This is a genomic window from Frischella perrara, assembly GCF_000807275.1.
Classification (GTDB): Bacteria; Pseudomonadota; Gammaproteobacteria; order Enterobacterales; family Orbaceae; genus Frischella; species Frischella perrara.
In genome coordinates, this window is the sequence record NZ_CP009056.1 from 1537617 (window position 1) to 1560883 (window position 23267).

17 protein-coding genes, 1 tRNA gene and 1 riboswitch are annotated in these 23267 nt (G+C 34.4%); of the genes, 12 read left to right on the plus strand and 6 right to left on the minus strand.

Annotated elements, in window-relative coordinates:
- Window positions 1–114 precede the first annotated feature (114 nt).
- The 5 genes from rsmE to ruvX all read left to right on the plus strand — a co-directional run bounded on the left by rsmE (window position 115) and on the right by ruvX (window position 3395).
- Window positions 115–840, plus strand: a complete 726-nt coding sequence (gene rsmE, locus FPB0191_RS06735) for a 16S rRNA (uracil(1498)-N(3))-methyltransferase (RefSeq protein ID WP_039104898.1) — start codon at window positions 115–117, stop codon at window positions 838–840.
- Between the two features lie 80 nt (window positions 841–920).
- Window positions 921–1877 (plus strand): glutathione synthase, encoded by a 957-nt coding sequence (gene gshB, locus FPB0191_RS06740; protein ID WP_039104899.1) that lies wholly within the window; start codon window positions 921–923, stop codon window positions 1875–1877.
- 11 nt (window positions 1878–1888) lie between these two features.
- Window positions 1889–2341 carry a GNAT family N-acetyltransferase gene (locus FPB0191_RS06745; protein ID WP_052236839.1) on the plus strand — a complete coding sequence of 151 codons (453 nt, stop codon included), beginning with the start codon at window positions 1889–1891 and terminating at the stop codon, window positions 2339–2341.
- 76 nt (window positions 2342–2417) lie between these two features.
- Window positions 2418–2975, plus strand: a complete 558-nt coding sequence (locus FPB0191_RS06750) for a YqgE/AlgH family protein (RefSeq protein WP_039104900.1) — start codon at window positions 2418–2420, stop codon at window positions 2973–2975.
- A gap of 3 nt (window positions 2976–2978) precedes the next feature.
- Complete coding sequence (ruvX, locus tag FPB0191_RS06755) at window positions 2979–3395, plus strand: Holliday junction resolvase RuvX (protein ID WP_039104901.1); 417 nt, start codon at window positions 2979–2981, stop codon at window positions 3393–3395.
- A gap of 41 nt (window positions 3396–3436) precedes the next feature.
- On the opposite strand, the gene ribB is transcribed toward ruvX, so the two are convergent.
- The gene (gene ribB / locus FPB0191_RS06760; RefSeq protein ID WP_052236840.1) at window positions 3437–4114 is read right to left on the minus strand and encodes a 3,4-dihydroxy-2-butanone-4-phosphate synthase; all 678 of its coding nucleotides are present in this window, start codon (window positions 4112–4114) and stop codon (window positions 3437–3439) included.
- Between the two features lie 102 nt (window positions 4115–4216).
- A riboswitch (FMN riboswitch) is annotated at window positions 4217–4358 on the minus strand.
- Window positions 4359–4557: 199 nt separating this feature from the next.
- Entirely contained in the window at window positions 4558–5277 is a 720-nt protein-coding gene (locus tag FPB0191_RS06765; RefSeq protein ID WP_039104902.1) for an epoxyqueuosine reductase QueH, read from the minus strand.
- 1160 nt (window positions 5278–6437) lie between these two features.
- On the opposite strand from FPB0191_RS06765, the gene sbcB reads away from it, so the two are divergent.
- The 4 genes from sbcB (at window position 6438) to ade (ending at window position 13340) form a co-directional block, all read left to right on the plus strand.
- On the plus strand, window positions 6438–7868 hold the full coding sequence (sbcB, locus tag FPB0191_RS06770; protein WP_039104903.1) for an exodeoxyribonuclease I: 1431 nt from the start codon (window positions 6438–6440) through the stop codon (window positions 7866–7868).
- A gap of 439 nt (window positions 7869–8307) precedes the next feature.
- A complete protein-coding gene (locus tag FPB0191_RS06775) occupies window positions 8308–9633 on the plus strand; it encodes an NCS2 family permease (RefSeq protein WP_052236841.1) in 1326 nt (441 codons plus the stop codon).
- Window positions 9634–9695: 62 nt separating this feature from the next.
- Window positions 9696–11510 (plus strand): adenine deaminase, encoded by a 1815-nt coding sequence (locus FPB0191_RS06780; protein WP_039106818.1) that lies wholly within the window; start codon window positions 9696–9698, stop codon window positions 11508–11510.
- Window positions 11511–11603: 93 nt separating this feature from the next.
- Window positions 11604–13340, plus strand: coding sequence for an adenine deaminase (ade, locus tag FPB0191_RS06785; RefSeq protein WP_039106820.1), 1737 nt, complete (start codon window positions 11604–11606; stop codon window positions 13338–13340).
- Between the two features lie 719 nt (window positions 13341–14059).
- Here ade and FPB0191_RS06790 read toward each other — a convergent pair.
- The 3 genes from FPB0191_RS06790 to FPB0191_RS06800 all read right to left on the minus strand — a co-directional run bounded on the left by FPB0191_RS06790 (window position 14060) and on the right by FPB0191_RS06800 (window position 16385).
- On the minus strand, window positions 14060–14839 hold the full coding sequence (locus FPB0191_RS06790; RefSeq protein WP_272866953.1) for an amino acid ABC transporter ATP-binding protein: 780 nt from the start codon (window positions 14837–14839) through the stop codon (window positions 14060–14062).
- On the minus strand, window positions 14820–15518 hold the full coding sequence (locus FPB0191_RS06795; RefSeq protein WP_052236842.1) for an amino acid ABC transporter permease: 699 nt from the start codon (window positions 15516–15518) through the stop codon (window positions 14820–14822). Before FPB0191_RS06795 ends, FPB0191_RS06790 begins: the two co-directional genes overlap by 20 nt.
- A gap of 69 nt (window positions 15519–15587) precedes the next feature.
- On the minus strand, window positions 15588–16385 hold the full coding sequence (locus FPB0191_RS06800; protein ID WP_039104904.1) for an amino acid ABC transporter substrate-binding protein: 798 nt from the start codon (window positions 16383–16385) through the stop codon (window positions 15588–15590).
- A 354-nt stretch (window positions 16386–16739) separates the two neighbouring features.
- Between FPB0191_RS06800 and nifJ the strand changes: the two genes are divergently transcribed.
- The gene (gene nifJ / locus FPB0191_RS06805; protein WP_039104905.1) at window positions 16740–20282 is read left to right on the plus strand and encodes a pyruvate:ferredoxin (flavodoxin) oxidoreductase; all 3543 of its coding nucleotides are present in this window, start codon (window positions 16740–16742) and stop codon (window positions 20280–20282) included.
- 69 nt (window positions 20283–20351) lie between these two features.
- Here the strand turns inward: nifJ and ilvC are convergent, their stop codons facing one another.
- Window positions 20352–21830: a ketol-acid reductoisomerase gene (gene ilvC, locus FPB0191_RS06810; protein WP_039104906.1), complete on the minus strand. Its 1479-nt coding sequence runs from the start codon at window positions 21828–21830 to the stop codon at window positions 20352–20354.
- Between the two features lie 168 nt (window positions 21831–21998).
- Here ilvC and ilvY point away from each other — a divergent pair, with 168 nt between their 5' ends.
- Complete coding sequence (ilvY, locus tag FPB0191_RS06815; protein WP_039104907.1) at window positions 21999–22883, plus strand: HTH-type transcriptional activator IlvY; 885 nt, start codon at window positions 21999–22001, stop codon at window positions 22881–22883.
- Between the two features lie 183 nt (window positions 22884–23066).
- Window positions 23067–23138: transfer RNA gene (locus tag FPB0191_RS06820), tRNA-Arg, on the plus strand.
- Window positions 23139–23267: the final 129 nt, after the last annotated feature.

A 23267-nucleotide genomic window follows, 5' to 3' on the forward strand; every position in this document is an offset into this window, starting at 1 on the left:
CAAACTTAATAGATAAAATAGGAATTATAACATCTACAAATTCCCTAATTTTAATTATTTACGCTATAATTTAAAACATCTATTTTAATTTACTTATTAATTGTTGTCCTAATTATGGTGAGAATATTTCAACCTACCAAGATTTTGCCTAATCATTCAATTGAACTTGACGAAAATGCATACAATCATATTGTTAGAGTCTTGAGAATGAAAATTGGCGAGTCAATAACACTTTTCGATGGTAGTAATTCTATTACAACAGCGATAATCCAACAAATCAATAAAAAATCCATTATTGTACAAACTTTACAAACTATAGAGCAAAATCGTGAATCTCCCCTTGATATTCATTTAGGTCAGGTTTTATCACGCGGTGACAAAATGGAATTTACTATCCAAAAATCCGTTGAATTAGGGGTAACAACAATCACCCCCCTTCTATCAGAACGTTGTGGCGTCAAACTTGATGAAGCTCGATTAGTTAAAAAAGTACAACAATGGCAACGTATTGCCGAGTCAGCCTGCGAACAATGCGGTCGTAATATCGTTCCACAAATTCAACCTGTTGAAAAATTGGAGACTTGGTGCAAAAATTTAGCAGGCTATAATAAATTAACGCTTCATCCGCGAGCCAAACATGGCATTAATCATTTAAAACTAGAAAATCATCGAATAGCATTGTTAATTGGACCTGAAGGCGGATTAACTGAAAATGAAATTAATATGACGGTTAATCAACAATTTACCGAAATATTATTAGGACCAAGGGTACTTCGCACTGAAACTGTTGCATTAACCGCTATCACAGCATTGCAAGTAAAATTTGGTGATCTTGGTTAATTATTTCCCCTACTTTATTAGAAAAGTATATACTAACTAACATATTAAAATTGCAGACATTTATTCATAAAGGAGTTGTCATGATTAAGCTTGGCATAGTAATGGACCCAATTAGCAACATTAAATTAAAAAAAGATACAAGCTTTGCGATGTTAGAACAAGCACAAGCACGTGGATATCAACTTTTTTATATGGAGTTAAATGATCTCTATTTAGAACAGGGTCAAGCATACGCGACAACGCGCAGTTTAACTGTATATAACGATAAAGAGCATTGGTTTGATTTTGGAGAAGAACAAACTTTACCCTTAAGTGAACTTGATGTGATTTTAATGCGTAAAGATCCACCATTCGATACTGAATTTATATATGCTACTTACATTTTAGAACGAGCCGAACAAGCGGGCACACTAGTGGTCAATAAACCACAAAGTTTACGAGATTGTAATGAAAAACTTTATACTGCTTGGTTTGCACAATTTACTCCGCATACTTTAGTTACAAGACAAACTGCTTTAATTAAGCAATTCCATCAACAACATCAAGACATTATTTTAAAACCACTTGATGGCATGGGTGGATCATCTATTTTTAGAGTCAAAGCTGATGACCCTAATTTATCGGTAATAATTGAAACGTTAACGCATAATAATAGCCAATTTTGCATGGCTCAAACCTTTATCCCTGCTATCAAAAATGGTGATAAACGCGTATTAGTTGTTGACGGTAAGCCTGTACCATATTGCTTAGCCCGAATCCCTCAAAATGGTGAAACACGTGGTAACCTAGCCGCAGGAGGACGAGGTGAAGTAAGACCGCTTTCTGAAACAGATTGGGCTATTGCTAATGCTATCGGTCCTGTACTTAAAGAAAAAGGACTATTATTTGTAGGACTTGATATTATTGGTGATAAGCTGACAGAAATTAATGTAACAAGTCCAACATGTGTTCGTGAAATTGAGGCTGAAATTCCTTCATTATCCATTACTAGCATGCTAATGGATGCCATTGAAACACGCATTAACGCTCAACGATAAGGTTATAGATAATGATTAGAGAATATCAAACTAAAGATTTAGATTCAGTAATGTCATTATGGCTTTCTGGAAATCAACAAGCTCACCATTTTATTGACCCACAATTTTACCAAAATAATTATGAATTTGTAAAAATGCTGATGCCTGCTTCGACGATTTTCGTACAAGATATTGATGGTGTTAGAGGATTTATTGGGTTAATGGATAACTATATTTCTGGTTTATTTGTTGATGAACATTATCGTCACCAAAATATTGGTAAAGCACTCATTGCCAAAGCTAAACAATTACATAACGAACTGACTGTTATAGTTTATAAACAAAATTCTTCTGCAATAGCATTCTTCCAATCTCAAGGTTTTGAAGTTATTGGTGAATCAATTAATGAAGAGACCTTAGAACCTGAGGTAACCATGAGCTGTGTTGTAAATCATACCGTTAAAATAGGTAAATGCGCTTTATAATTGATAATTAAGACATTTGTTTTTTGCATGATTTAGTTGACCTTTTTAATGAAGATTTAGCATAAGATTATCTACCATGAATTTAAAAAATCATTTTGTTATTGCAATGCCCACTTTAAACGATCCATTATTTCATCGCTCTGTGGTTTATATTTGTGAGCATAATCGTGATGGTGCAATGGGTATTATTATTAACAAACCACTGGTTGAATTAACCATCCAAACGGTGTTATCACGATTGGATATTACTCCATTTAAAGCATGTGCCGAGCTAGAACAACCTGTTTTTAATGGAGGACCACTTGCCGAAGAACAAGGCTTTATTTTACATACTCCACAAACAGGATTTTCTTCAAGTATTGCTGTTTCTGATGAAATTATGATTACTACTTCATTAGATGTATTAAAATCTATCGGCTCAAATATGCAGCCTAAAGAACTATTTGTTTCATTAGGCTATGCGAGTTGGGGGAATATGCAACTCGAAAATGAAATTGTAAATAATGATTGGCTTGTCACTCAACTTAATTCAGATATTATTTTTAACTGCCCGATTGAAGACCGCTGGCAAAAAGCAGCACAAACGCTCGGTATTAATATTGAAACCATATCTACATTTATGGGGAAAGCATAAATTATGTCTACAGTAATCGCATTTGACTTTGGCACCTCTAGCATCGGTGCAGCGATAGGTCAAGATATTACTAAAACGGCTAGACCATTATGCGCTTTTAAAGCGCGAGATGGTAAACCTAACTGGCAAGAAATTGAAAAAGTTCTTAAAGAATGGAAACCCGATTATTTAGTAGTCGGTTTACCACTTAATATGGATGGTACTGAACAAGAACTTACCCAAAGAGCTAGGAAATTTGCTAATCGTCTACATGGTCGTTTTGGTTTTCAAGTACAACTGCAAGATGAACGCCTTTCAACAGTAGAAGCAAAATCTCAATTATTTGCTAATGGTGGTTTTCGAGCCTTGAAAAAAAGTAGAGTCGATGCCAGCTCTGCAGTCATTATTTTAGAAAGTTGGTTCAATAACATTGTCAAATAGTGAGCAATTGATTAATTGCTCACTCTAGCTGAAATGAAAAGTTAGCAAAATTGTTGACGGTATTCAACGAGATCTTCAATTGTTACTACCGGCAAATTAAATTGCTTAGCAAATGCGACAACTTGCGGAGCTCTAGCCATGGAACCATCAACATTCGTTATTTCACAAATCACAGCTGCTGGTTTGTAACCTGCTAATGTAACTAAATCAACTGAAGCTTCAGTATGTCCTCGACGTGTTAGCACTCCCCCCTCTTTAGCAACCAAAGGAAATACATGTCCAGGATGATTTAGATCAGATGGTTTGGCATTATCGGCTACGGCGGCTTTAACAGTAGTTACCCTATCGCTTGCAGATACCCCAGTTGTTACACCTTTGGCAGCTTCTATACTAATGGTAAAAGCGGTATGGTTTTTACTGGTATTATTTGCTACCATCATAGGTAATTCTAATTTATCACAGTAAGCTTTAGGCATACATAAACAAACAATGCCACTTCCATGACGAATTGTTAATGCCATCTGTTCGGGAGTGATTGTTTCAGCTGCCCAAATCACATCGCCTTCATTTTCACGATCTTCATCGTCTAACACGAGTACGCCACTGCCATTTTTTAATGCGACAATTGCTTTCTCAACGCGCTCAATCGGCGTACCAAATTCAGATAAATTAAAGCTATTATAAATAGTTTTATGAACATTTTTCGTTTGCTGATTCATGGTAAAATGTATCCTTATTGTCGAAATACCAGAATCAGGGCAAGTGCTTAACCATAGCAAAAGAAGTATGATAAAGAATCATAACGACAAAGATGTTAGATAAGCAACTCTCTTCCATCCAGACTATCACTGTCGGCTTTGGAATCACACCAAATCAGCTAACCTTAATCGTATATAATATAAAACTAAGTGCTAGTGGGCTATTACCACCGGTGGGGAATTACACCCCGCCCTGAGAATTATCAGTTAACCTGACATGACTACTATAATATGAATTTGGATTAGGCGGAATAAATTTAATTAAATAAAATTGTTAATAGAATTGATTTAACGCTTATTAAACCTAATTTAGTTAATATACTTATTAATTACTTTATACATAAATTCAAACTACAGTGATGTAAAAATCATTATGGGAAAAACGAATCTAATTAAAAATAAAATTAGAGATTTAATCCTAATGATTTCTTTGCATTATCAATGACTACTTTAAAATCAATTCCCTGCTGTTTAGCAGCAAAAATACAACCACAATAACATTGTCGATATACATCATATTCTTTGCAAATTTCAACAGAACGCTTATAACCGTTATTTTTTTTGAAATCTGAAGGTAAATACTTAACCGAAAAGAGCTCTTGAATTTCAAAACCAAGCTCATTTATTTTTTGACTATTTTTTTTAGGGCTTAGTGTTAAAGCACTCGCGAAATAATCAAAACCTAATTCCTGCGCTTTAATCGCAGCCAAATCTAATCTCATCTTATAACAAATATGGCAACGAGCGCCACCTTCGGGTTCATTACGTAAATGTTCAACTTCCTTAATAAAATCTGCTGGCTTATAAGGTGCTTCTAAAAACTGTACGTTATTTCCTGTTTTCTGATTGAAGTCCTTAATAAATTTTTGCTGAACTTGACTACGATACTCGTATTCCAAGCGAGGATGAATATTTGAATTTGCAAAATAGATTGTAATTTCTGCATATTGTGCTAAATACTCTAACACATATGTGCTACAAGGTGCACAACAACTATGAATCAAAATTTTGGGCTTAACAGATTGGCTTTGCCAAGATTCAATCATTGATTTTAATATAGTATCGTAATTGATTTTATTATGAGGGTTATGAAGTTTTAAAATAGTATCGGCATTGATTAACATACTTTATTTGAGCTCTTTATATTACTTATTAAAATTATTTCTATAAAAATACCCTTATTTATTATAGGGCTTTGTTTTATTTACAAAAACGATTATACAGTGATCATCAAAAAAAGGAATGAAGAAAATTAATGAACAATAAAACATGACTATTTACACCTCAAACTAACACGATGATTACTGTAACTTAAATGGTATGGAATTTGGGTTATTAAACTGATTGATAATGAAAATTAATCTAAGAATAACCTTCAAATAGTTTTATGGTATGACCTATGCTAGTTTTTAATATACTGGTATCAATTCAGAACTATCTATTATCAACGCCTTTTAAATAACAACCATCCTATCCCTCTACTAAATTTTCTTATCATTAATATGATAAATAACTAAAAATACTCACAAATTATATACATACTTATGCACATTAATTACGTTTTATGTATAGTAAACTAATATATTAATAATAATCAGAATTGTTATTAACATTTACACTGAATAACCCTGTTTATAACAGTGTTAAGCCATTGATATTACTAGCTAAATTAAACTGCTCAATGAATAATCATATAGTTTCTTTAAAGGAAGAATCATTTTAAGTAGCCAAGATAAGGCAAAAATCTTAATAATTTAAGTCATTATTTAATCTACTAAGACAAAGTTAACTGAACAGCAATTAAATATTAATAATTGATTATGTAATAAAATTAATTGTTAGCACTTTATCAGTAATTAATTTATCAAAATAAAAGGGAAATAAAGATGAAGACTAAGGGAAATGATGCTGATTTTATTATTGAACTTGTCAATTATCTTTTATTATTCTTTACATAATGAATATCAGCAATCAGTCCACCCCAAATAATACTATCAAGTTTATTTTTGCTACTTATATCAAAATTGAAATATAATTTATATCTTACTATGTAATTCAATTATTGAATCTAATATATAGAATTATAAAGATAATTAGTTATGTTTTAGATTAAAAATTCTCTTAATTTACTATCACTTAGTACCAAAATTGTAATTTATAGAAATAAATTTGACGTATAAAGTGATATATTAACAATCAGACGCTTAAGAAATACCAAAAATAAAATTGAATTATACTCAAAATTAACTAGTTGAAACATAAGCAATGAAGAACATAAATATTTATGAAAGCAGATATTGAACACCCAAATTTTTACTTCCACGATTACGAGACGTTTGGTGTAAATCCGGCTTTTGATCGTCCCGCACAATTCGCAGGTATCAGAACCGATTATAATTTAAATATTATTGACGAACCAACTATCGTTTATTGTCAACCTGCTTCAGATTACTTGCCCTCTCCCGAAGCGGTACTTATTACGGGAATAACCCCTCAATTTGCATTAGCTAAAGGTATTTGTGAAGCCGAATTTGCACGTATAATTCATAATGAATTTAGTCAACCAAATACTTGCATCTTAGGCTATAATAATATTCGATTTGATGATGAAGTATCACGCAATATATTTTATCGTAATTTTTATGACCCTTATGCTTATAGTTGGAAACACAACAATTCAAGATGGGATTTACTTGATGTTGTAAGAGCATGTTATGCGCTGCGCCCAGAAGGAATTGAATGGCCTACAAATGATAGAGGTTATACCAGTTTTCGACTCGAAGACCTTACCGCAGCCAATCACATCAATCATCAACGTGCCCATGATGCGATGTCTGACGTTTATGCTACGATAGAAATGGCAAAACTGATCAAACAACATCAACCAAAATTATTTAATTATTTTTTTAAACTCAGAAATAAAAAACTTGTCATTAACCTAATTGATATCGTAAATGCTACACCATTAGTACACGTGTCAGGTATGCTAGGCTCACACCGTGGCAACACAACCTTAATTGCACCATTAGCTTGGCATCCATATCAAAATGATTCTGTGATTATTTGTGATTTAACGGGGGATGTTGATAGCTTAATCAATCTTAGTGCTGAACAAATTCGTGAAAAACTCTATACAAAAACGGCTGATCTAAAGGAATTAGAATCGCGAATACCTTTAAAACTGATACACTGCAATAAATGTCCAATTATTGCGCCTACTAATACACTTGATTCAAAAAATGCTAAACGTTTAGATATTGATTTGACTTTATGTGAAAAAAACCTATTAAAGATCATCCAACATTTAGATCTCATACAGCAAAAAATTATTGATATATATAATCAACAACCCTCATTCAATAAAACTCATGATGTAGATGGACAAATCTACCAAGGTTTTTTTGATAATTATGACAAATCTTTGTGTAATCTCATTCAACAAACAGCGCCTGATAATTTATCGACTATTAATATAGAACCGCATGATTTACGGTTAAAAATGCTATTTTTTCGTTATAAAGCTCGCAATTATCCATTTTCTTTAACCGAGAAAGAACAGTTGCAATGGCGTGACTATTGCCGGGACAAACTAAATCATGAAACACTGACACATTATTTAGTAGAGCTTGAAAATCTAGCTATACATTATCAATTACAACCTAAAAAAATGGAATTGCTAAAAGCGCTTTATCAATACTGCCAAAGTATTGTTTAGGCTTAATAGGGTAATTTAATAATAATGCTCATTTATAGCATATTTCTTTATTTTAAAATCACTTTAATGGTTACCTAAATCATTCTAACTATTATTTTAAATATGATATCCCCTATTCAAAATTGATCATTAATGCTTTGAACCAGCATAAATTATGATTAAACCTTCAAATTAAGCGCAAAATAAAAAAGTTAAATTTTAACCAATTGATTATATTGAGATAAAATTATAGCCAATTATACTTAACAAAAAATATACTTTTTTTTAATTGATTGACTTTAATCCTTGTTGCTATAATGCCTTTCCGAGAACATCAGTAACTATTATTAGCGTACTCCGCGCCAAAGTGATTGATGTGTACTTAGGTTTTTCGGATGCTTAATCACCCACGCAACAATAATTCTAATCGTTTATCTCTTCCATTCAATGGAGCTATCCCGTGACTATTCATAATTTATCGACAAAACGATCGTTTTTAGATCGTTATTTTGCTTTTAAAGAAAATAAAACTACATTAAAAACTGAACTTATTGCTAGTTTTACTACTTTTATTACCATGGTATATATCATTTTTGTAAATCCCAAAATTTTAGGTGATGCGGGAATGGATTCACAAGCTGTATTTGTTACGACAGCCTTAATTACGGGAATCGCATGTATGGCTATGGGTATTATTGCAAAATTACCGATAGCATTAGCTCCGGGCATGGGAATAAATGCTTATTTTGCTTATGTGCTAGTTAATTCAATGGGTTTATCATGGCAAACAGGAATGACTCTCGTATTTATGGCTGCATCTGGTCTATTTTTACTTTCAATATTCCGTTTGCGTTACTGGATGATTGCTAACATTCCCGTTTCGATTCGTATCGGCGTAAGTAGTGGTTGTGGTTTAATGATTACTTTAATCGGGTTACATAATGCTCACATTATTGTTGCAGATCCGGATACAATGGTTCGTTTGGGTGATCCGACAACTATTCCATTTGTTTTAGGTTGTTTAAGTTTTTTAATTGTAGCAATCCTTGCTCAACGTAAATGGAATTCCTCAATTTTAATATCATTTATTATTGTCACTTTAATAGGTTGGGTGGTTGATCCAGATGTAGTTTACCATGGTATAGTCAGCTTACCGCCTGATATATCGGGTGTTGTCGGTCAACTAAACTTTGACAATATCTTTGAAATTTCACTCCTTGGTATCATTATTTCAGTTATGCTGATTAACCTGTTCGAATCTTCCGGTACTTTAATTGCCGTTACAGATAAGGCAGGATTAGCTGACCAATATGGACGATACCCTAACCAAGAACGTTCACTTTATATTGATAGTGCAAGTTCTGCTTTAGGGTCTGCAATGGGAACCTCTGCTGTAACAGCTTATGTTGAGAGCGCTTCTGGTATTGCTGTTGGTGGTCGTACTGGCATGATGGCATTGGGGGTTGGTGTTTTATTTATTGCCTCAATATTTTTATCTCCCCTAGAGAAAATGGTACCACTATATGCTACTACAGGTGCATTAATCTATATTGGTGTATTGATGGCATCAGATTTAGCTCGCGTTAAATGGGACGACCTCACTGAAGCAGTGCCGGCATTTGTAGCCACAATTATGATGCCATTCAGTTTTACTATCACAGAAGGAATTGCAACTGGTTTTATTACTTTTGTAGTAATGAAAGCGGGTTGTGGCAAATTTAAAGATCTCACCGCTTGTTCGGTGATTATGGCTATGCTGTTTTTAGCTCGTTATATTTTTCTTTAATGGAAACAATGTATAACGATTAGTTTAATGTACATGATAAGAAGGAACAAAGCATGACATCAATGTATAAAGAGTCTATTTGTGAAATGATCGATGCTGGGGCGGCTAAAATCCCTGCTGATTTGATTATTATTAACGGCCAATTGGTCAACGTAAATTCCTGTGAAATCTATTCTGCTGATGTCGCAATATATAAATCACGCATTGTTGCAATAGGCGATGTTTCAGGGTATATAGCTGCACAAACTAAAACAATCGATGCTAAAGGTAAATATATCGTTCCTGGGTTAATTGACGGTCATCTTCATATTGAATGTAGCAAGTTATCCATGACAAGTTTTGCCAAAGCGGTTTTACCTCACGGTACTACCAGTATTATATCTGGATTAGATCAATATATTGTGACAGCAGGGCTTGACGGCATCAGAGAGATTCTACATGAAATAGATAAAACACCATTAAAAGTATTTTGGGGATTACCATTTTTAACACCTTATACACTCCCTCAAAGTCATGTTGGATTTAATGTTACAGCCAAAACTCACGCAGAAGTTCAAAAGTGGCCTGAAGTATTTGGTGTCTGGGAAACTGTTAGCGAATTTATTGAAAATCAGCATAGCGATGTCATGAAAGCCATTGAGTATGCACGATTACATCGCTTACCAATTTTCGGTTGTGCTCCAATGACACGCGGTCATAAACTTAACTCAATTCTTTGTGCCGGTGTAAGACTTGATCATGAAAGTTATGACCATGAAGAGATGATGGAAAAGATCAGAAAGGGTATGAATGTACTTATTCGTGAATCATCTATCTCTCACTTTTTAGAAGAAAATATTAAAGTAATTACACATCTCAATCCTCAATTATCTCGTCGTGTGAGTTTTTGTACTGATGACGTAATTGCTTCCGATATAGTTACCAATGGGCATATGGATAAACTCATTCGTATGGCAATTGCTAATGGTGTCGATCCTCTTACAGCTATTCAAATGGGAACCATCAATTCTGCTGAAGCATACCGAATTGATCATTTAGTTGGCTCCGTTTCTCCAGGTCGTTTTGCGGATATTTTATTAGTTGAGGATTTAATTAAATTTGAGATTGATACTGTTATTGCAAAAGGCAAATTAGTCGTTGAAAATAAACAAACCGTATTTGATTTTGTTCCTCCAAAACGCAGCGATGTACTATTGCAAAGTATGAAATTGAAGAAGGTTGATGCTAATGATCTTAAAGTTAAGACAGATGATAAACAATCAAAAGTAAAAGTGTTGTCTTTGGATGTTGACTTTGATATTCCATTTGTTCGTCGTGGACGTCATGTTGAACTATCGGTGGAAAATGGCGTAGTTCAAGCAGATATTGATAACGATGTTATATATGCTACTGTAGTTGAACGTTTTGGTAAAACCAAGGGTATTCCTAAAGTTGGTTTCTGTTCAGGATGGAAATTAAAATCAGGTGCAATGGCAAGTTCTTGTGCTCCAGACGACAATAATGTGGTATGTATTGGAACTAATCCTGAAGATATGGCAATCGCTATTAATCATTTAGCTCAGGAAGGCGGTGGTCAAGTTATTGTTGACAAAGGTCAAGTTATTGGTTTCTTACCTCTACCTATTTGCGGTATTGTTTCTGATCTCGATCCTCATGTTATGGCTGAAGAAGAAGAAAAGTTATTGCAAATAGCTCGACAACTGGGTTGTGATCTTCCAGATCCACTATTCTATATGTGTTGCTTACAAATTACTGCTATTCCTGATTATGCTATTACTGATTTAGGCGTTATAGATTTTCATGAACAAGCCGTCATGGATCCTGTATTTAAATGCGGATGCACACATGGTAAATTACAGCCAATTTGCCATAAATAATAAGCTTGTTATATAACTAGAGTAGAAAATAACCTTATCTAATACTATATAAGGTTAATCTACTCGCCAATGAATGATCGTGAAGAGGATTTTATGACGGAAAAAGAACAATTGAATGAATTAATTGATATGGCTGCTGGTCGTAGAAAAGCCGATCTATTAATTATCAACTGTAAGGTAATAGATGTTTATAACCAATTGGTTGTAGACGGACCGCTAGCTATTGGACACGGAAAAATAGTTGGTTATGGCTATGAATATCAAGCGCATAAAACCCTCGACGCACAAGGCGGATATGTAATGCCAGGATTCATTGATGGTCATGTGCATATTGAATCTTCTTCATTAATCCCTTCACAATTTGCGCGTTGTATTTTACCATTTGGTACGACTACAATTATCGCGGATCCACATGAAATTGCCAATGTATGTGGTCTAGATGGCATTCGTTATATGCTTGAAGCATCTAGAAGAACACCATTAAATGTACAAATCATGTTGCCATCTTGTGTGCCGGCTACGCCATTCGAAGAGGCTGGTTGTGTAATAGAAGCAGAAGATCTAGTTCAGTTAATTAATGAACCAGGTGTTAGAGGATTGGGTGAAGTCATGGATTATCCTAGTGTCATTGATCATGCACCCAATATGATGGCTAAATTATGGATGGCAAAAAATTATAACCGTGTAATTGATGGTCATAGTCCCGGAGTAAAAGGCAAGGATCTAATTGCCTATGTTATGGGTGGGATAATGACTGATCATGAATGTAGTACTCCTCAGGAAATGCATGATCGTATACGTTTAGGTCAGTATGTATTATTAAGAGAAGGATCAACGTGTAAAGATCTATTAAATCTTATTCCGGCTATTACACCTTCCAATGCTCGCCGATGTGTGATGTGTACAGATGATAGAGAACCATCAGATATTCTCTCAAGTGGACATATTAATAAGAGCATACGTTTAGCAGTAGAAAACGGTATTGATCCTATTTTAGCGATCACAATGGCAACACTAAATGCAGCTGAATGTTTTCGTTTACAAGGTAAAGGCGCTATTGCACCTAACTTTGATGCAGATTTAGTGATAGTAAATGATCTTAAATCTTTTGAAGTCAAACATGTGTTTGTTGCAGGTAAAGAAATCGCTCGCGACGGCAAATTACTTGTTACATGGGATGACTATATAGCTGAAAATGTGCTTAATACTGTCAATTTACCTGATCTAACAGTAGAGAGTTTTACCATACCGTTAAGCACTGAAAAAGTTAATGCAATTGGTGTTAACCCCGGTAGTGTTTTAACGAGTCATTTACAACTTGAAGTAATTAAAGATAATTTTGGTCATTTTGATTGTAAATTAAATTCAGGATTGAACAAATTAGCCGTAGTTGAAAGACATCATGCTACTGGAAACATCGGGTTAGGAATTTTAGCTAATTATGGATTAAAAAACGGCGCTATTGCTGTCACGGTGGCGCATGATTCTCACAATTTGGTGATAGTTGGCGACAATGATGCTGACATGCTTGCAGCTGCAAAAGATGTAGAAGCAATGGGAGGCGGTTTCTCATTATGTCAAAATGGTAAAATTATAGCCCATTTAGCTTTACCAATTGCTGGTTTAATGTCGGATTCATCAGCACAGCAAGTTGCTGATCAATTACACCATATGATAAAAGTCGCTAAACAATCCTTTGGTATTAATCCCGCCGTACATCCTTTGATGACTTTAGTCTTTATGACTTTACCGGTAATTCCTGAATTAAAATTAACTTCAACTGGTTTATTTGATGTAAAAAGCTATCAACCTATAGATTTATGCATTTAATCGTGATCAAAAATTAATGAAAAAATATGTAATACTCTATAAATAACCGAATTAAATTCAATTCGGTTATTCTTACATTGGTTCTTATAAATCTACTGAATATGTGATTTGAATAATTATGAAATCTATTTTTTAAACCTACTAGATAAATAAACCTAAATAATAGTTTATAATCGCTAGTATTATAAATAATAATAAAGATAATAAAAATGCACCACTCATAAGGCCATAGCAAAAAATTATTTCATGGATCAATAGTGAATTGTCAATCATGTAAGATATACAAAAGCCGACCAATGCATTAAAAAATAAAAAAATTAAAATAGCTATGAATAAAAAATTATTTGTGGTTAAGATATTAAAAAAAGCGACTATAAGCGAAAACATTAACGCGATTACAAAGATAGTAATAACAAACTTATCGTTAAAATTATCTACTAATGGATTAAAAGCGCAAACTATGGAGGGTAATAAAGTTAAGAATAAAGATTTAAAATCCTTTTTTGTGAACTTCCGTCTCATCTTATTGTTATTTTAATGTAAAAAAACATATTATACTTAACTCATATAAAAAAAGAAATAGTATTTTTATGTACTAATTATCTCTGACATTAATTATTGGAATTTAAACAAATGGTAATATTAATCCTAGCAATTATTTCTTTAATGTAAAAATAATAGCTAGGATTCGATAATTTTGATAAAGATATAATGTTGTTTTAATCAATGAATCGCGATAAGAATGCACATGTTCTAGGATGCTGTGGATTTATTAGTATATCTTCAGGTTTGCCTTGTTCTACTACTATACCACCATCCATAAAAACGACTTTATCTGCCACAGCACGCGCAAAACCCATTTCATGAGTTACGATGACCATCGTAATTTTATCTTCCGCTAAATTTTGCATTGTTTTTAAAACTTCACCTGTTAACTCTGGATCAAGTGCAGAAGTTGGTTCATCAAATAACATAATATCTGGTTGCATAGCTAAAGCTCGAGCGATGGCCACGCGTTGTTTTTGACCACCCGATAACTGCGAAGGATAACTATCTTCTTTATTAGATAATCCCACCTTTTTTAATAATTCTCTGGCAAGTGGTAATATTTCCTCACGTTTCATTTTTTTTACAGTCATCGGTGCTTCAATAATATTTTGCAAAACGGTCATATGAGGAAATAGATTAAAATGTTGAAATACCATACCCATTTTGGTACAAATACGTTTAATTTCACGTTCTGATTGATAAACAGCTTGTTTTAAATCATTATTCTTAACTAACCATTCGTTTTCAATTGAAATATTACCGGAGTCAATTTTTTCCAGATTATTCAAACAACGCAATAAGGTGGATTTTCCAGAACCAGAGGAACCTATAATGACCACTACTTCAGACTTAGCAACTTTAAGATCAACTCCTTTTAAAACAGCCAGATTACCAAATGCTTTGTAAATCTGTTGTGCATCAATCATGATATCAGTCGTCATAGCGGGCATAATATTTCTCCAGTTTTTGATATAGCATCGTTAATATTAGCGTCATCGCTAAATAAAACACAGCGGCAATGAAAAAAGGCGATAGATCGAAATCGCGTTTAACGAGTTGGTATGCAATACGCATTAAATCTTGTAAAGCCAAAACATAGACTAATGAGGTATCTTTAATCAAAGTGATGGTTTCATTACTTAATGGTGGTAAGATTTTCTTTACCATTTGTGGTAACACAATGCGCCACATTGTTTGACGATAGCTCATTCCTAAAGTTTTAGCAGCTTCATACTGACCTTTATTTACACCTTGGATACCAGCTCTAAAAATTTCAGCAAAATATGCCGCATAATTTAAGGTAAAGGCTATTACTGCTGTCGAAAAACTATCAAATCGTATACCTAACATAGGTAAAGCAAAATAAATGAAAAAAATCTGTAGCATGAGTGGTGTACCCCGCATTAGCCAAATATAAGCATTAACTAAAAAGCTAATGAATTTAATGCGTGATAAACGTAAAAGTGCTAACAATAAACCAAATGGAATTGACAATAGCAAGGTAATCGTAAATAGACCTAATGTAAGTTTAGTTCCTTCCCATAATTGTGGTGATATATCAATACAGTAATCGGTTGTAACTTGTAAAACAAACCATAATTGCTGGATAGCATTAAGTATATAATCCATCTAAATTCCTATAAAAAAACAACGCAGTCCTTTTATGGCCTGCGTTTGAATAAAACAAAATAGTCAGTTTTATTTAGTAACATCGGTTCCAAACCATTTCTGCGAGATCTGAGCCGCAGTACCATCATTGATCATACTGTCTAATGCTTTTTGGATAGCTTTTTGTAATACTACGTTACCCTTCTTAAAACCAACACCATATTGTTCCTGTCCAAAATTGTCTTTAAGTACAGTATATTCATCAGGCTTTTTAGCAACGTAATAGTGTCCAACTACACCATCTACAACTACCGCATCAAGTCGTTGATTAGCGAGATCTAATAATGCTGTTACATTATCAGCATATTGATTTAATTCTGCAAAACTACTATGAATAGGATCTGCATTAACAGCATCTAAAGCACTGCTACCATTTTGTAAACCGATCACTTTGCCCGCTAAATCAGCTTTAGTGTGGATGTTACTATCCGATCTGACGACAATAATTTGATGATTTATCATATAAGGGGAAGAAAATAAAATATTTTCTTTTCTATAATCAGTAATGGTTAAACCATTCCATAATGCATCTACTCTACCACTATTTAGTTCAGCTTCTTTTGCTGACCAGTCAATCGGTTTAAACTCTACAATTAGATTTGCTCTTTTAGCAGCCTCGCGTGCTAAATCAATATCAAAACCTACCAACTCATTATTTTGGTCACGAAATCCCATTGGTGGAAAATCATCATCTAAACCTACCACAATCGTTTGTTTTTGATTTTTAGCATCTTGACTAGCTTGTTCTTGCTTGGTTTGATTATCGCAACCATATAATAAAAACAGTGCTGCAAATGCCATTATCCATAAATAAACCCGTTTACGCATACAAACCCCAATATATTTATCGTGTTTTAATAAAAATTTTGTTGTAATGCTATCTTATGTCACATTATTTATCCAGTACGTTTTGACGTTTTGCCACAAAATAATTCAATTATCAAGCATAAATCAACTGAATTGTAGTTTGTTTTATTAATTTTCGATTATTTAACAGATTAAATATTTATTTTGAATAATCTTTAAGCTCGCTAAATCTGTTTTTCATGACTAAAACATAAATAATTAATTTAATATTTGATTGATAAAATAGATAAAGTTGTTTTAGTTTCTGATACAATATAAGGTTATAAAATTAAAGAGTAATGTCAAAATAGTAGCAGATAGAGTATAAGGTTTTTAATGATTACAACTGATGCCAATAGCGCTGTGTCTTCCGTTGCTTACCGCGCTAACGAAGTGATTGCGATATATCCTATTACCCCAAGTTCTTCAATGGCTGAGCAAGCTAATACATGGTCAGAATTTAATAAAAAAAATATTTTTGGCGATATCCCAAAAGTTATTGAAATGCAATCAGAAGCTGGTGCTATATCTACGGTACACGGTGCATTGATGACTGGTGCTCTTGCCACCTCCTTCACCTCTTCACAAGGATTATTATTAATGATCCCATCCTTGTACAAGATTGCTGGAGAACTTACCCCTTTTGTATTACATGTAGCAGCTCGGACAATTGCCACCCATGCTTTATCAATTTTTGGTGATCATTCGGATGTTATGGCCGTTCGTCAAACTGGTTGCGCTTTACTATGTGCTAGTTCAGTACAAGAAGCTCAAGATTTCGCTTTAATTGCACAAATGGCTTCTTTTAATAGCCGCATACCATTTATTCATTTTTTTGATGGTTTTCGTACCTCACATGAAATTAATAAAATAGCACCAATCAGTGATGAAACAATCAAAAATTTGTTACCTTATGATGCGATTAAAGCTCACCGAGCTAGAGCTTTAACGCCCGATGAACCAGTTATTCGCGGTACTTCTGCTAATCCTGATACTTTCTTTCAATGTCGAGAAGCCATAAATCGATATTACGATGAAACATATGATCATGTTGCTAATGCTATGGATGCTTTTGCGAAGGAAACTGGACGCAATTATCAACCATTTGAATATTATGGTTCACCCGATGCAGAACATATCATTATCTTGATGGGGTCTGCTATTGGAACCTGTTATGAAGTAGTCGATCATTTGTTATCTCAAAATAAAAAAATTGGGGTAGTTGTTGTCCGTTTATACCGTCCGTTTTCAGCCAAACACTTACTTGCTGTCATTCCACATTCAGTAAAAAAAATTGCTGTTTTAGATCGAACTAAAGAACCGGGTGCTTTAGCTGAACCATTATACTTAGACGTAATGACTGCCTTTGCCGAAGCTGTTTCGCGAGGAGATCGTCACCAATTACCATTAATAATTGGTGGTCGTTATGGATTATCTTCGAAGGAATTTGATCCGCGTTGTGTACTTGCAATTTATAATGAATTGCAATTATCCAACCCTCGCCCGAGATTCACTGTCGGGATTTACGATGATATAACGGGGCTTTCTTTACCTTTACCAAAAGAATCGATTCCTCAAAAATCAGCACTTGAAGCGCTATTCTATGGTCTAGGTAGTGATGGTACCGTATCTGCGACTAAGAATAACATTAAGATTATTGGCGATAGTACACCTTTTAATGTACAAGGTTATTTTGTATATGACTCTAAAAAGGCTGGTGGTTTAACGGTTTCACATCTGCGAGTGAGTTTAGAGCCGATTCAGTCCTCTTATTTAATAAATAGTGCCCATTTTATTGGCTGCCATCAAGATCAGTTCATCGATAAATATCAGATCGTTGATCATTTAAAGGAAGGCGGTATTTTCTTACTCAATACTCCTTATAGTAAAGAGGAAATCTGGCATCGGCTACCTAAAGAAGTTCAAGCCGAGCTTATTAAAAAGAATGCTCAATTTTATATAGTCAATGCGGCTAAAATCGCTCGTGAATGCGGTCTCGGTGCTCGAATTAATACGGTCATGCAGGCAACATTCTTTTATCTAGCTGAAATTTTCAAACAAGACTTTACTGCTGAAAAATTAAAAGATGTTGTAGCTAAAGCCTATAGTAGCAAAGGACAAGATTTAGTTGAAAAAAATTGGCAAGCAATTGATATGGCTGTTGATTCTTTAGAACATATCCCACTAAAATGCCTTGATCAAACTAGTTCACTACGTCCCCCTATCGTACCTGATCATGCACCAGATTTTGTTAAAACTGTTACTGCTGCCATGTTAGCTGGAGTGGGTGATAGTTTACCAGTTTCAGCATTTCCCCCTGATGGTACTTGGCCAACAGGCACAACAAAATGGGAAAAACGTAATATAGCCGAAGAAATTCCATTATGGAAACCCGAATTGTGCACTCAATGTAATCATTGTGTCGTCGCTTGCCCTCATGCTGCGATAAGAGCTAAAGTGGTTGAGCCACAACAAATAAGTAATGCACCAGATACACTTGCTTCGTTGGAAGTAAAAGCTCGCGATATGAAAGGACAACGTTATATTCTACAAGTTGCTCCTGAAGATTGTACCGGTTGTAACTTATGTGTCGAAGTTTGTCCTTCACGCGATCGCAATAATTTTGATATCAAAGCCATCAATATGGCTTCACGAATAGATAACCTTGAAGTTCAAAAACAAAATTATGAGTATTTTAATGACCTACCTGACCGCGATCCGCACAGTCTAGAACGCATTGATATTAGAACATCGCAATTATTGACACCTCTCTTTGAGTTTTCCGGTGCATGTGCAGGTTGTGGTGAAACCCCATATATCAAATTATTAACTCAACTTTATGGCGACCATTTGGCTATTGCTAATGCGACAGGTTGTTCCTCTATCTATGGTGGTAATATGCCTTCTACGCCTTATACGACTGATCGTCATGGACGTGGTCCGGCTTGGGCAAACTCATTATTTGAAGATAATGCCGAATTTGCTTTGGGTTATCGCTTAACGTATAACCAACATAAGCAACGCGCTTTACGTCTATTAGATCAAGTTGCAGCAGAAATTCCACCAGAAATTGTGATTGGTTTAAAATCTAATGACACCACAATAGGAATGAAACGAGATTTACTAGAACAACTTCGACGACAACTCGGTGTGTTAGTGTCAGAAGAAGCCAAAGAACTGATAACGCAAGCCGACTATCTCATTGATAAATCTGTGTGGGCTATTGGTGGCGATGGTTGGGCATATGATATTGGATTTGGTGGACTAGATCACGTAATGAGTTTAACTGAAAACGTTAATATTTTAGTATTGGATACTCAATGCTATTCCAATACGGGTGGTCAACAATCCAAATCTACTCCAATGGGTGCGGTAACTAAGTTCGCTGATCTAGGTAAACAAAAAGCACGTAAAGATCTTGGTGTCAGCATGATGATGTATGGTCATGTTTATGTTGCGCAAATTGCACTTGGAGCACAACTTAATCAAACCATTAAAGCGCTACAAGAAGCAGAAGCCTATGATGGACCATCACTTGTGATTGCCTATAGCCCGTGTGAAGAACATGGCTATGATCTAGCAAAATCGCATGAACAAATGAAAGATTTAGTTAAATCAGGATTCTGGCCTCTATATCGCTATGATCCAAGAAATCTTGCTAATGGTAAATCGGCGTTGACCTTGGATTCAAGATCACCTAATAATGAAATCCTAACCGAAACATTGTTAAAAGAACAGCGTTTTAAACGTTTAGAAACATTAGAGCCGATGACGGCTGATGAACTACATATACGCTCAAGTAAAGGAGTAAATGCTAAATACAAATTGTTACAACTTTTATCTACTTACACGGAAGCTGAAACACCTCCTGATATTTAATTGTCAAATAGCACAAAGATAATTACTATAAAAAAGGCGTTAAAAACGCCTTTTTTATTAATTTGATGCTTAACCTGCTACATTGATTTTCTTCATGTCTTTCATGTAACTACGAAGCGTGTGACCAATTTTTTCAATTGGATGATTGCGTATAGCTTCATTAACATCACGCAATAATGCGTTATCAACGCTACCCTCTGGAATTGCTTTACCTAAATCACCAGCTTGTAATAATGGCATAAATTTCTCTTTTAATAATGGCACTGCTGCATTGGAGAATAAATAGTTACCATATTCAGCTGTATCAGAGATAACAACGTTCATTTCGTATAAACGTTTACGAGCAATAGTATTTGCAATTAAAGGAAGTTCATGTAAGGATTCATAATAAGCTGATTCTTCAAGAATACCTGCTTCAATCATAGTTTCAAATGCTAATTCTACGCCAGCTTTAACCATTGCTACCAATACAACACCTTGATCGAAATAGGTTTGTTCATCAATTTTACCTTGATATTCAGGTGCCTTTTCAAAACCAGTTTCACCGGTTTGCTTACGCCAAGTCAGTAGATTTTTATCATCATTATGCCAATCTTCCATCATAGTGCGTGAGAATTCACCAGAAATAATATCATCCATATGTTTACGATACAGATCAGTCATAATTACTTTCAATTCTTGTGCCAAGGCATTTGCACGTAACTTAGCAGGATTTGATAAGCGATCCATCATTAGTGTAATTCCACCTTGTTTTAATGCTTCAGTGATCGTTTCCCAACCAAATTGCAATAATTTACAAGCATAAGCAGGATCTACGCCTTCACCAACTAGTTTATCAAAGCATAACAATGATCCAGTTTGTAACATACCACACAGAATAGTTTGCTCACCCATTAAGTCAGATTTAACTTCAGCAACAAAAGAAGACTCAAGTACACCAGCTCGGTGTCCACCTGTTGCAGCAGCCCAAGCTTTAGCAATAGCTAAACCTTCACCTTTTGGGTCATTGGCAGGATGAACTGCGATTAAAGTAGGTACACCAAATCCACGTTTATACTCTTCGCGAACTTCTGTACCAGGACATTTTGGTGCTACCATTACTACAGTAATATCAGGACGTATTTTTTCACCAACTTCAACAATATTAAAGCCATGAGAATACCCTAAAGCAGCACCTTGTTTCATTAAAGGTTGTACCGCTTTAACAACTGCTGAATGTTGTTTATCTGGTGTTAAATTGATTACAAGATCCGCTGTTGGTACTAATTCTTCATAAGTACCTACTTTAAATCCATTTTCAGTCGCTTTCTTCCATGAAGCGCGTTTTTCCGCTATAGCTTCTTGACGTAATGCATAAGCAATATCTAAACCAGAATCCCGCATATTTAGACCTTGGTTTAAACCTTGTGCACCACAGCCTACAATGACAATTTTTTTGCCTTTTAAGAAATTTGCTTCTGATGCAAATTCGTCACGTCCCATAAAACGGCATTTACCTAGTTGTGCTAATTTTTCTCGCCAGCATAAGGTATTAAAATAGTTTGACATAGTTATTTCCTTAATAAATTCAATTTTTAGCATTAATCGTATTCGTAATCTAATTTTGCTAGTAGTTAGTCCCAAAAAATTAATATTAATATACTCGTTTTTTGTTGTTGCGAAAATTGATATATTCAGAATACTATATTGCATTTATTGCAATAAGAAAGGTTAACCATGAATATACACGATTTAAAGACTTTTCTGACTTTATGTGAAACTCAGCACTTTGGTTTGGCTGCAAAAGCAATGCACATCACACCATCAACACTGTCTAGGCAAATTCAGCGCATTGAAGATTCCATTAATCAACAACTTTTCATCCGTGATAATCGTTCGGTAAAAATTACACCGGCAGGCTATCAATTTAGGATATTTGCAAAACAAGTACTCGCTGAATTTAATCAATTACAACAAGACTTTGAACAAAATAATCAGCAATTATCGGGAGAATTAACCCTATTTTGTTCTGTAACGGCGGCATATAGTCACTTACCCGATATTCTGGATAAATTCCGTGCGTTGTATCCACTCGTCGAAATCAAATTAATTACGGGGGATGCGGCTGATGCGGTTACAAAAATTCAACTTAACGAAGCGGATTTAGCGATTGCGGGTCGTCCGAAAAGGCTTCCCAATAGTATTGAATTTTTCAAATTAGGAGAAATTGATATGGTACTTTTAATCCCTCGTTTAAAATGCCCCTTCACAGAGAAATTGCATCAAAAACAACCTGATTGGCATCATATCCCTTTTATCTTACCAGAACATGGTCCGAGCCGTCATAGAATTGATCAATGGTTCAAACAAAATAAAATTTCATCTCCCCATATTTATGCAACTGTAGCCGGTCATGAAGCCATAGTATCAATGGTTGCGGTAGGATGTGGTGTCGCTCTATTACCGAAAGTTGTTATGGAAAACAGTCCAGATAGAATTCGTGAGCGGATCATTGAATGGTCATCACAAATTATTGAGCCTTTTGATATTGGAGTCTGCGTACAAAAGAAACGTTTGTCAGAAAAGATCATTGCCTCATTTTGGCAATCAATTCAAAGGTAATTTAAAGATGTTTTGTATGTGAATACTAATTTTAAAATTACTCATAATTTCCGACGATTTCATTCTTAGTGGGAGGATTGGCATAGTTATTACTCTATATCACCTTAAATTTTAAATAATATAAATAATTCGTTAAGGAAATGATGGAAATATTTTTAAAATACACTAAAATAGACCCCCTATGACCCCATAGTTAAATGGATATAACGAGCCCCTCCTAAGGGCTAGTTGCAGGTTCGATTCCTGCTGGGGTCAATAATAGAACATTTTATTGTTTAAAATTAAAAGGTTAATAATAAATTATTCCGTTCCAAAATTCTCTTATAAATTAAGATTTATTAAAAGTAATTATTCTATCTATATCCATCCAATTACCTTGTAGAT

Bases quoted from the DNA above. Each gene is read 5' to 3' on its own strand.
- rsmE (WP_039104898.1), top strand. From the start codon at position 115: ATGGTGAGAATATTTCAACCTACCAAGATTTTGCCTAATCATTCAATT.
- gshB (WP_039104899.1), top strand. From the start codon at position 921: ATGATTAAGCTTGGCATAGTAATGGACCCAATTAGCAACATTAAATTA.
- FPB0191_RS06745 (WP_052236839.1), top strand. From the start codon at position 1,889: ATGATTAGAGAATATCAAACTAAAGATTTAGATTCAGTAATGTCATTA.
- FPB0191_RS06750 (WP_039104900.1), top strand. From the start codon at position 2,418: ATGAATTTAAAAAATCATTTTGTTATTGCAATGCCCACTTTAAACGAT.
- ruvX (WP_039104901.1), top strand. From the start codon at position 2,979: ATGTCTACAGTAATCGCATTTGACTTTGGCACCTCTAGCATCGGTGCA.
- ribB (WP_052236840.1), bottom strand. From the start codon at position 4,114: ATGAATCAGCAAACGAAAAATGTTCATAAAACTATTTATAATAGCTTT.
- FPB0191_RS06765 (WP_039104902.1), bottom strand. From the start codon at position 5,277: ATGTTAATCAATGCCGATACTATTTTAAAACTTCATAACCCTCATAAT.
- sbcB (WP_039104903.1), top strand. From the start codon at position 6,438: ATGAAAGCAGATATTGAACACCCAAATTTTTACTTCCACGATTACGAG.
- FPB0191_RS06780 (WP_039106818.1), top strand. From the start codon at position 9,696: ATGTATAAAGAGTCTATTTGTGAAATGATCGATGCTGGGGCGGCTAAA.
- ade (WP_039106820.1), top strand. From the start codon at position 11,604: ATGACGGAAAAAGAACAATTGAATGAATTAATTGATATGGCTGCTGGT.
- FPB0191_RS06790 (WP_272866953.1), bottom strand. From the start codon at position 14,839: ATGCCCGCTATGACGACTGATATCATGATTGATGCACAACAGATTTAC.
- FPB0191_RS06795 (WP_052236842.1), bottom strand. From the start codon at position 15,518: ATGGATTATATACTTAATGCTATCCAGCAATTATGGTTTGTTTTACAA.
- FPB0191_RS06800 (WP_039104904.1), bottom strand. From the start codon at position 16,385: ATGCGTAAACGGGTTTATTTATGGATAATGGCATTTGCAGCACTGTTT.
- nifJ (WP_039104905.1), top strand. From the start codon at position 16,740: ATGATTACAACTGATGCCAATAGCGCTGTGTCTTCCGTTGCTTACCGC.
- ilvC (WP_039104906.1), bottom strand. From the start codon at position 21,830: ATGTCAAACTATTTTAATACCTTATGCTGGCGAGAAAAATTAGCACAA.
- ilvY (WP_039104907.1), top strand. From the start codon at position 21,999: ATGAATATACACGATTTAAAGACTTTTCTGACTTTATGTGAAACTCAG.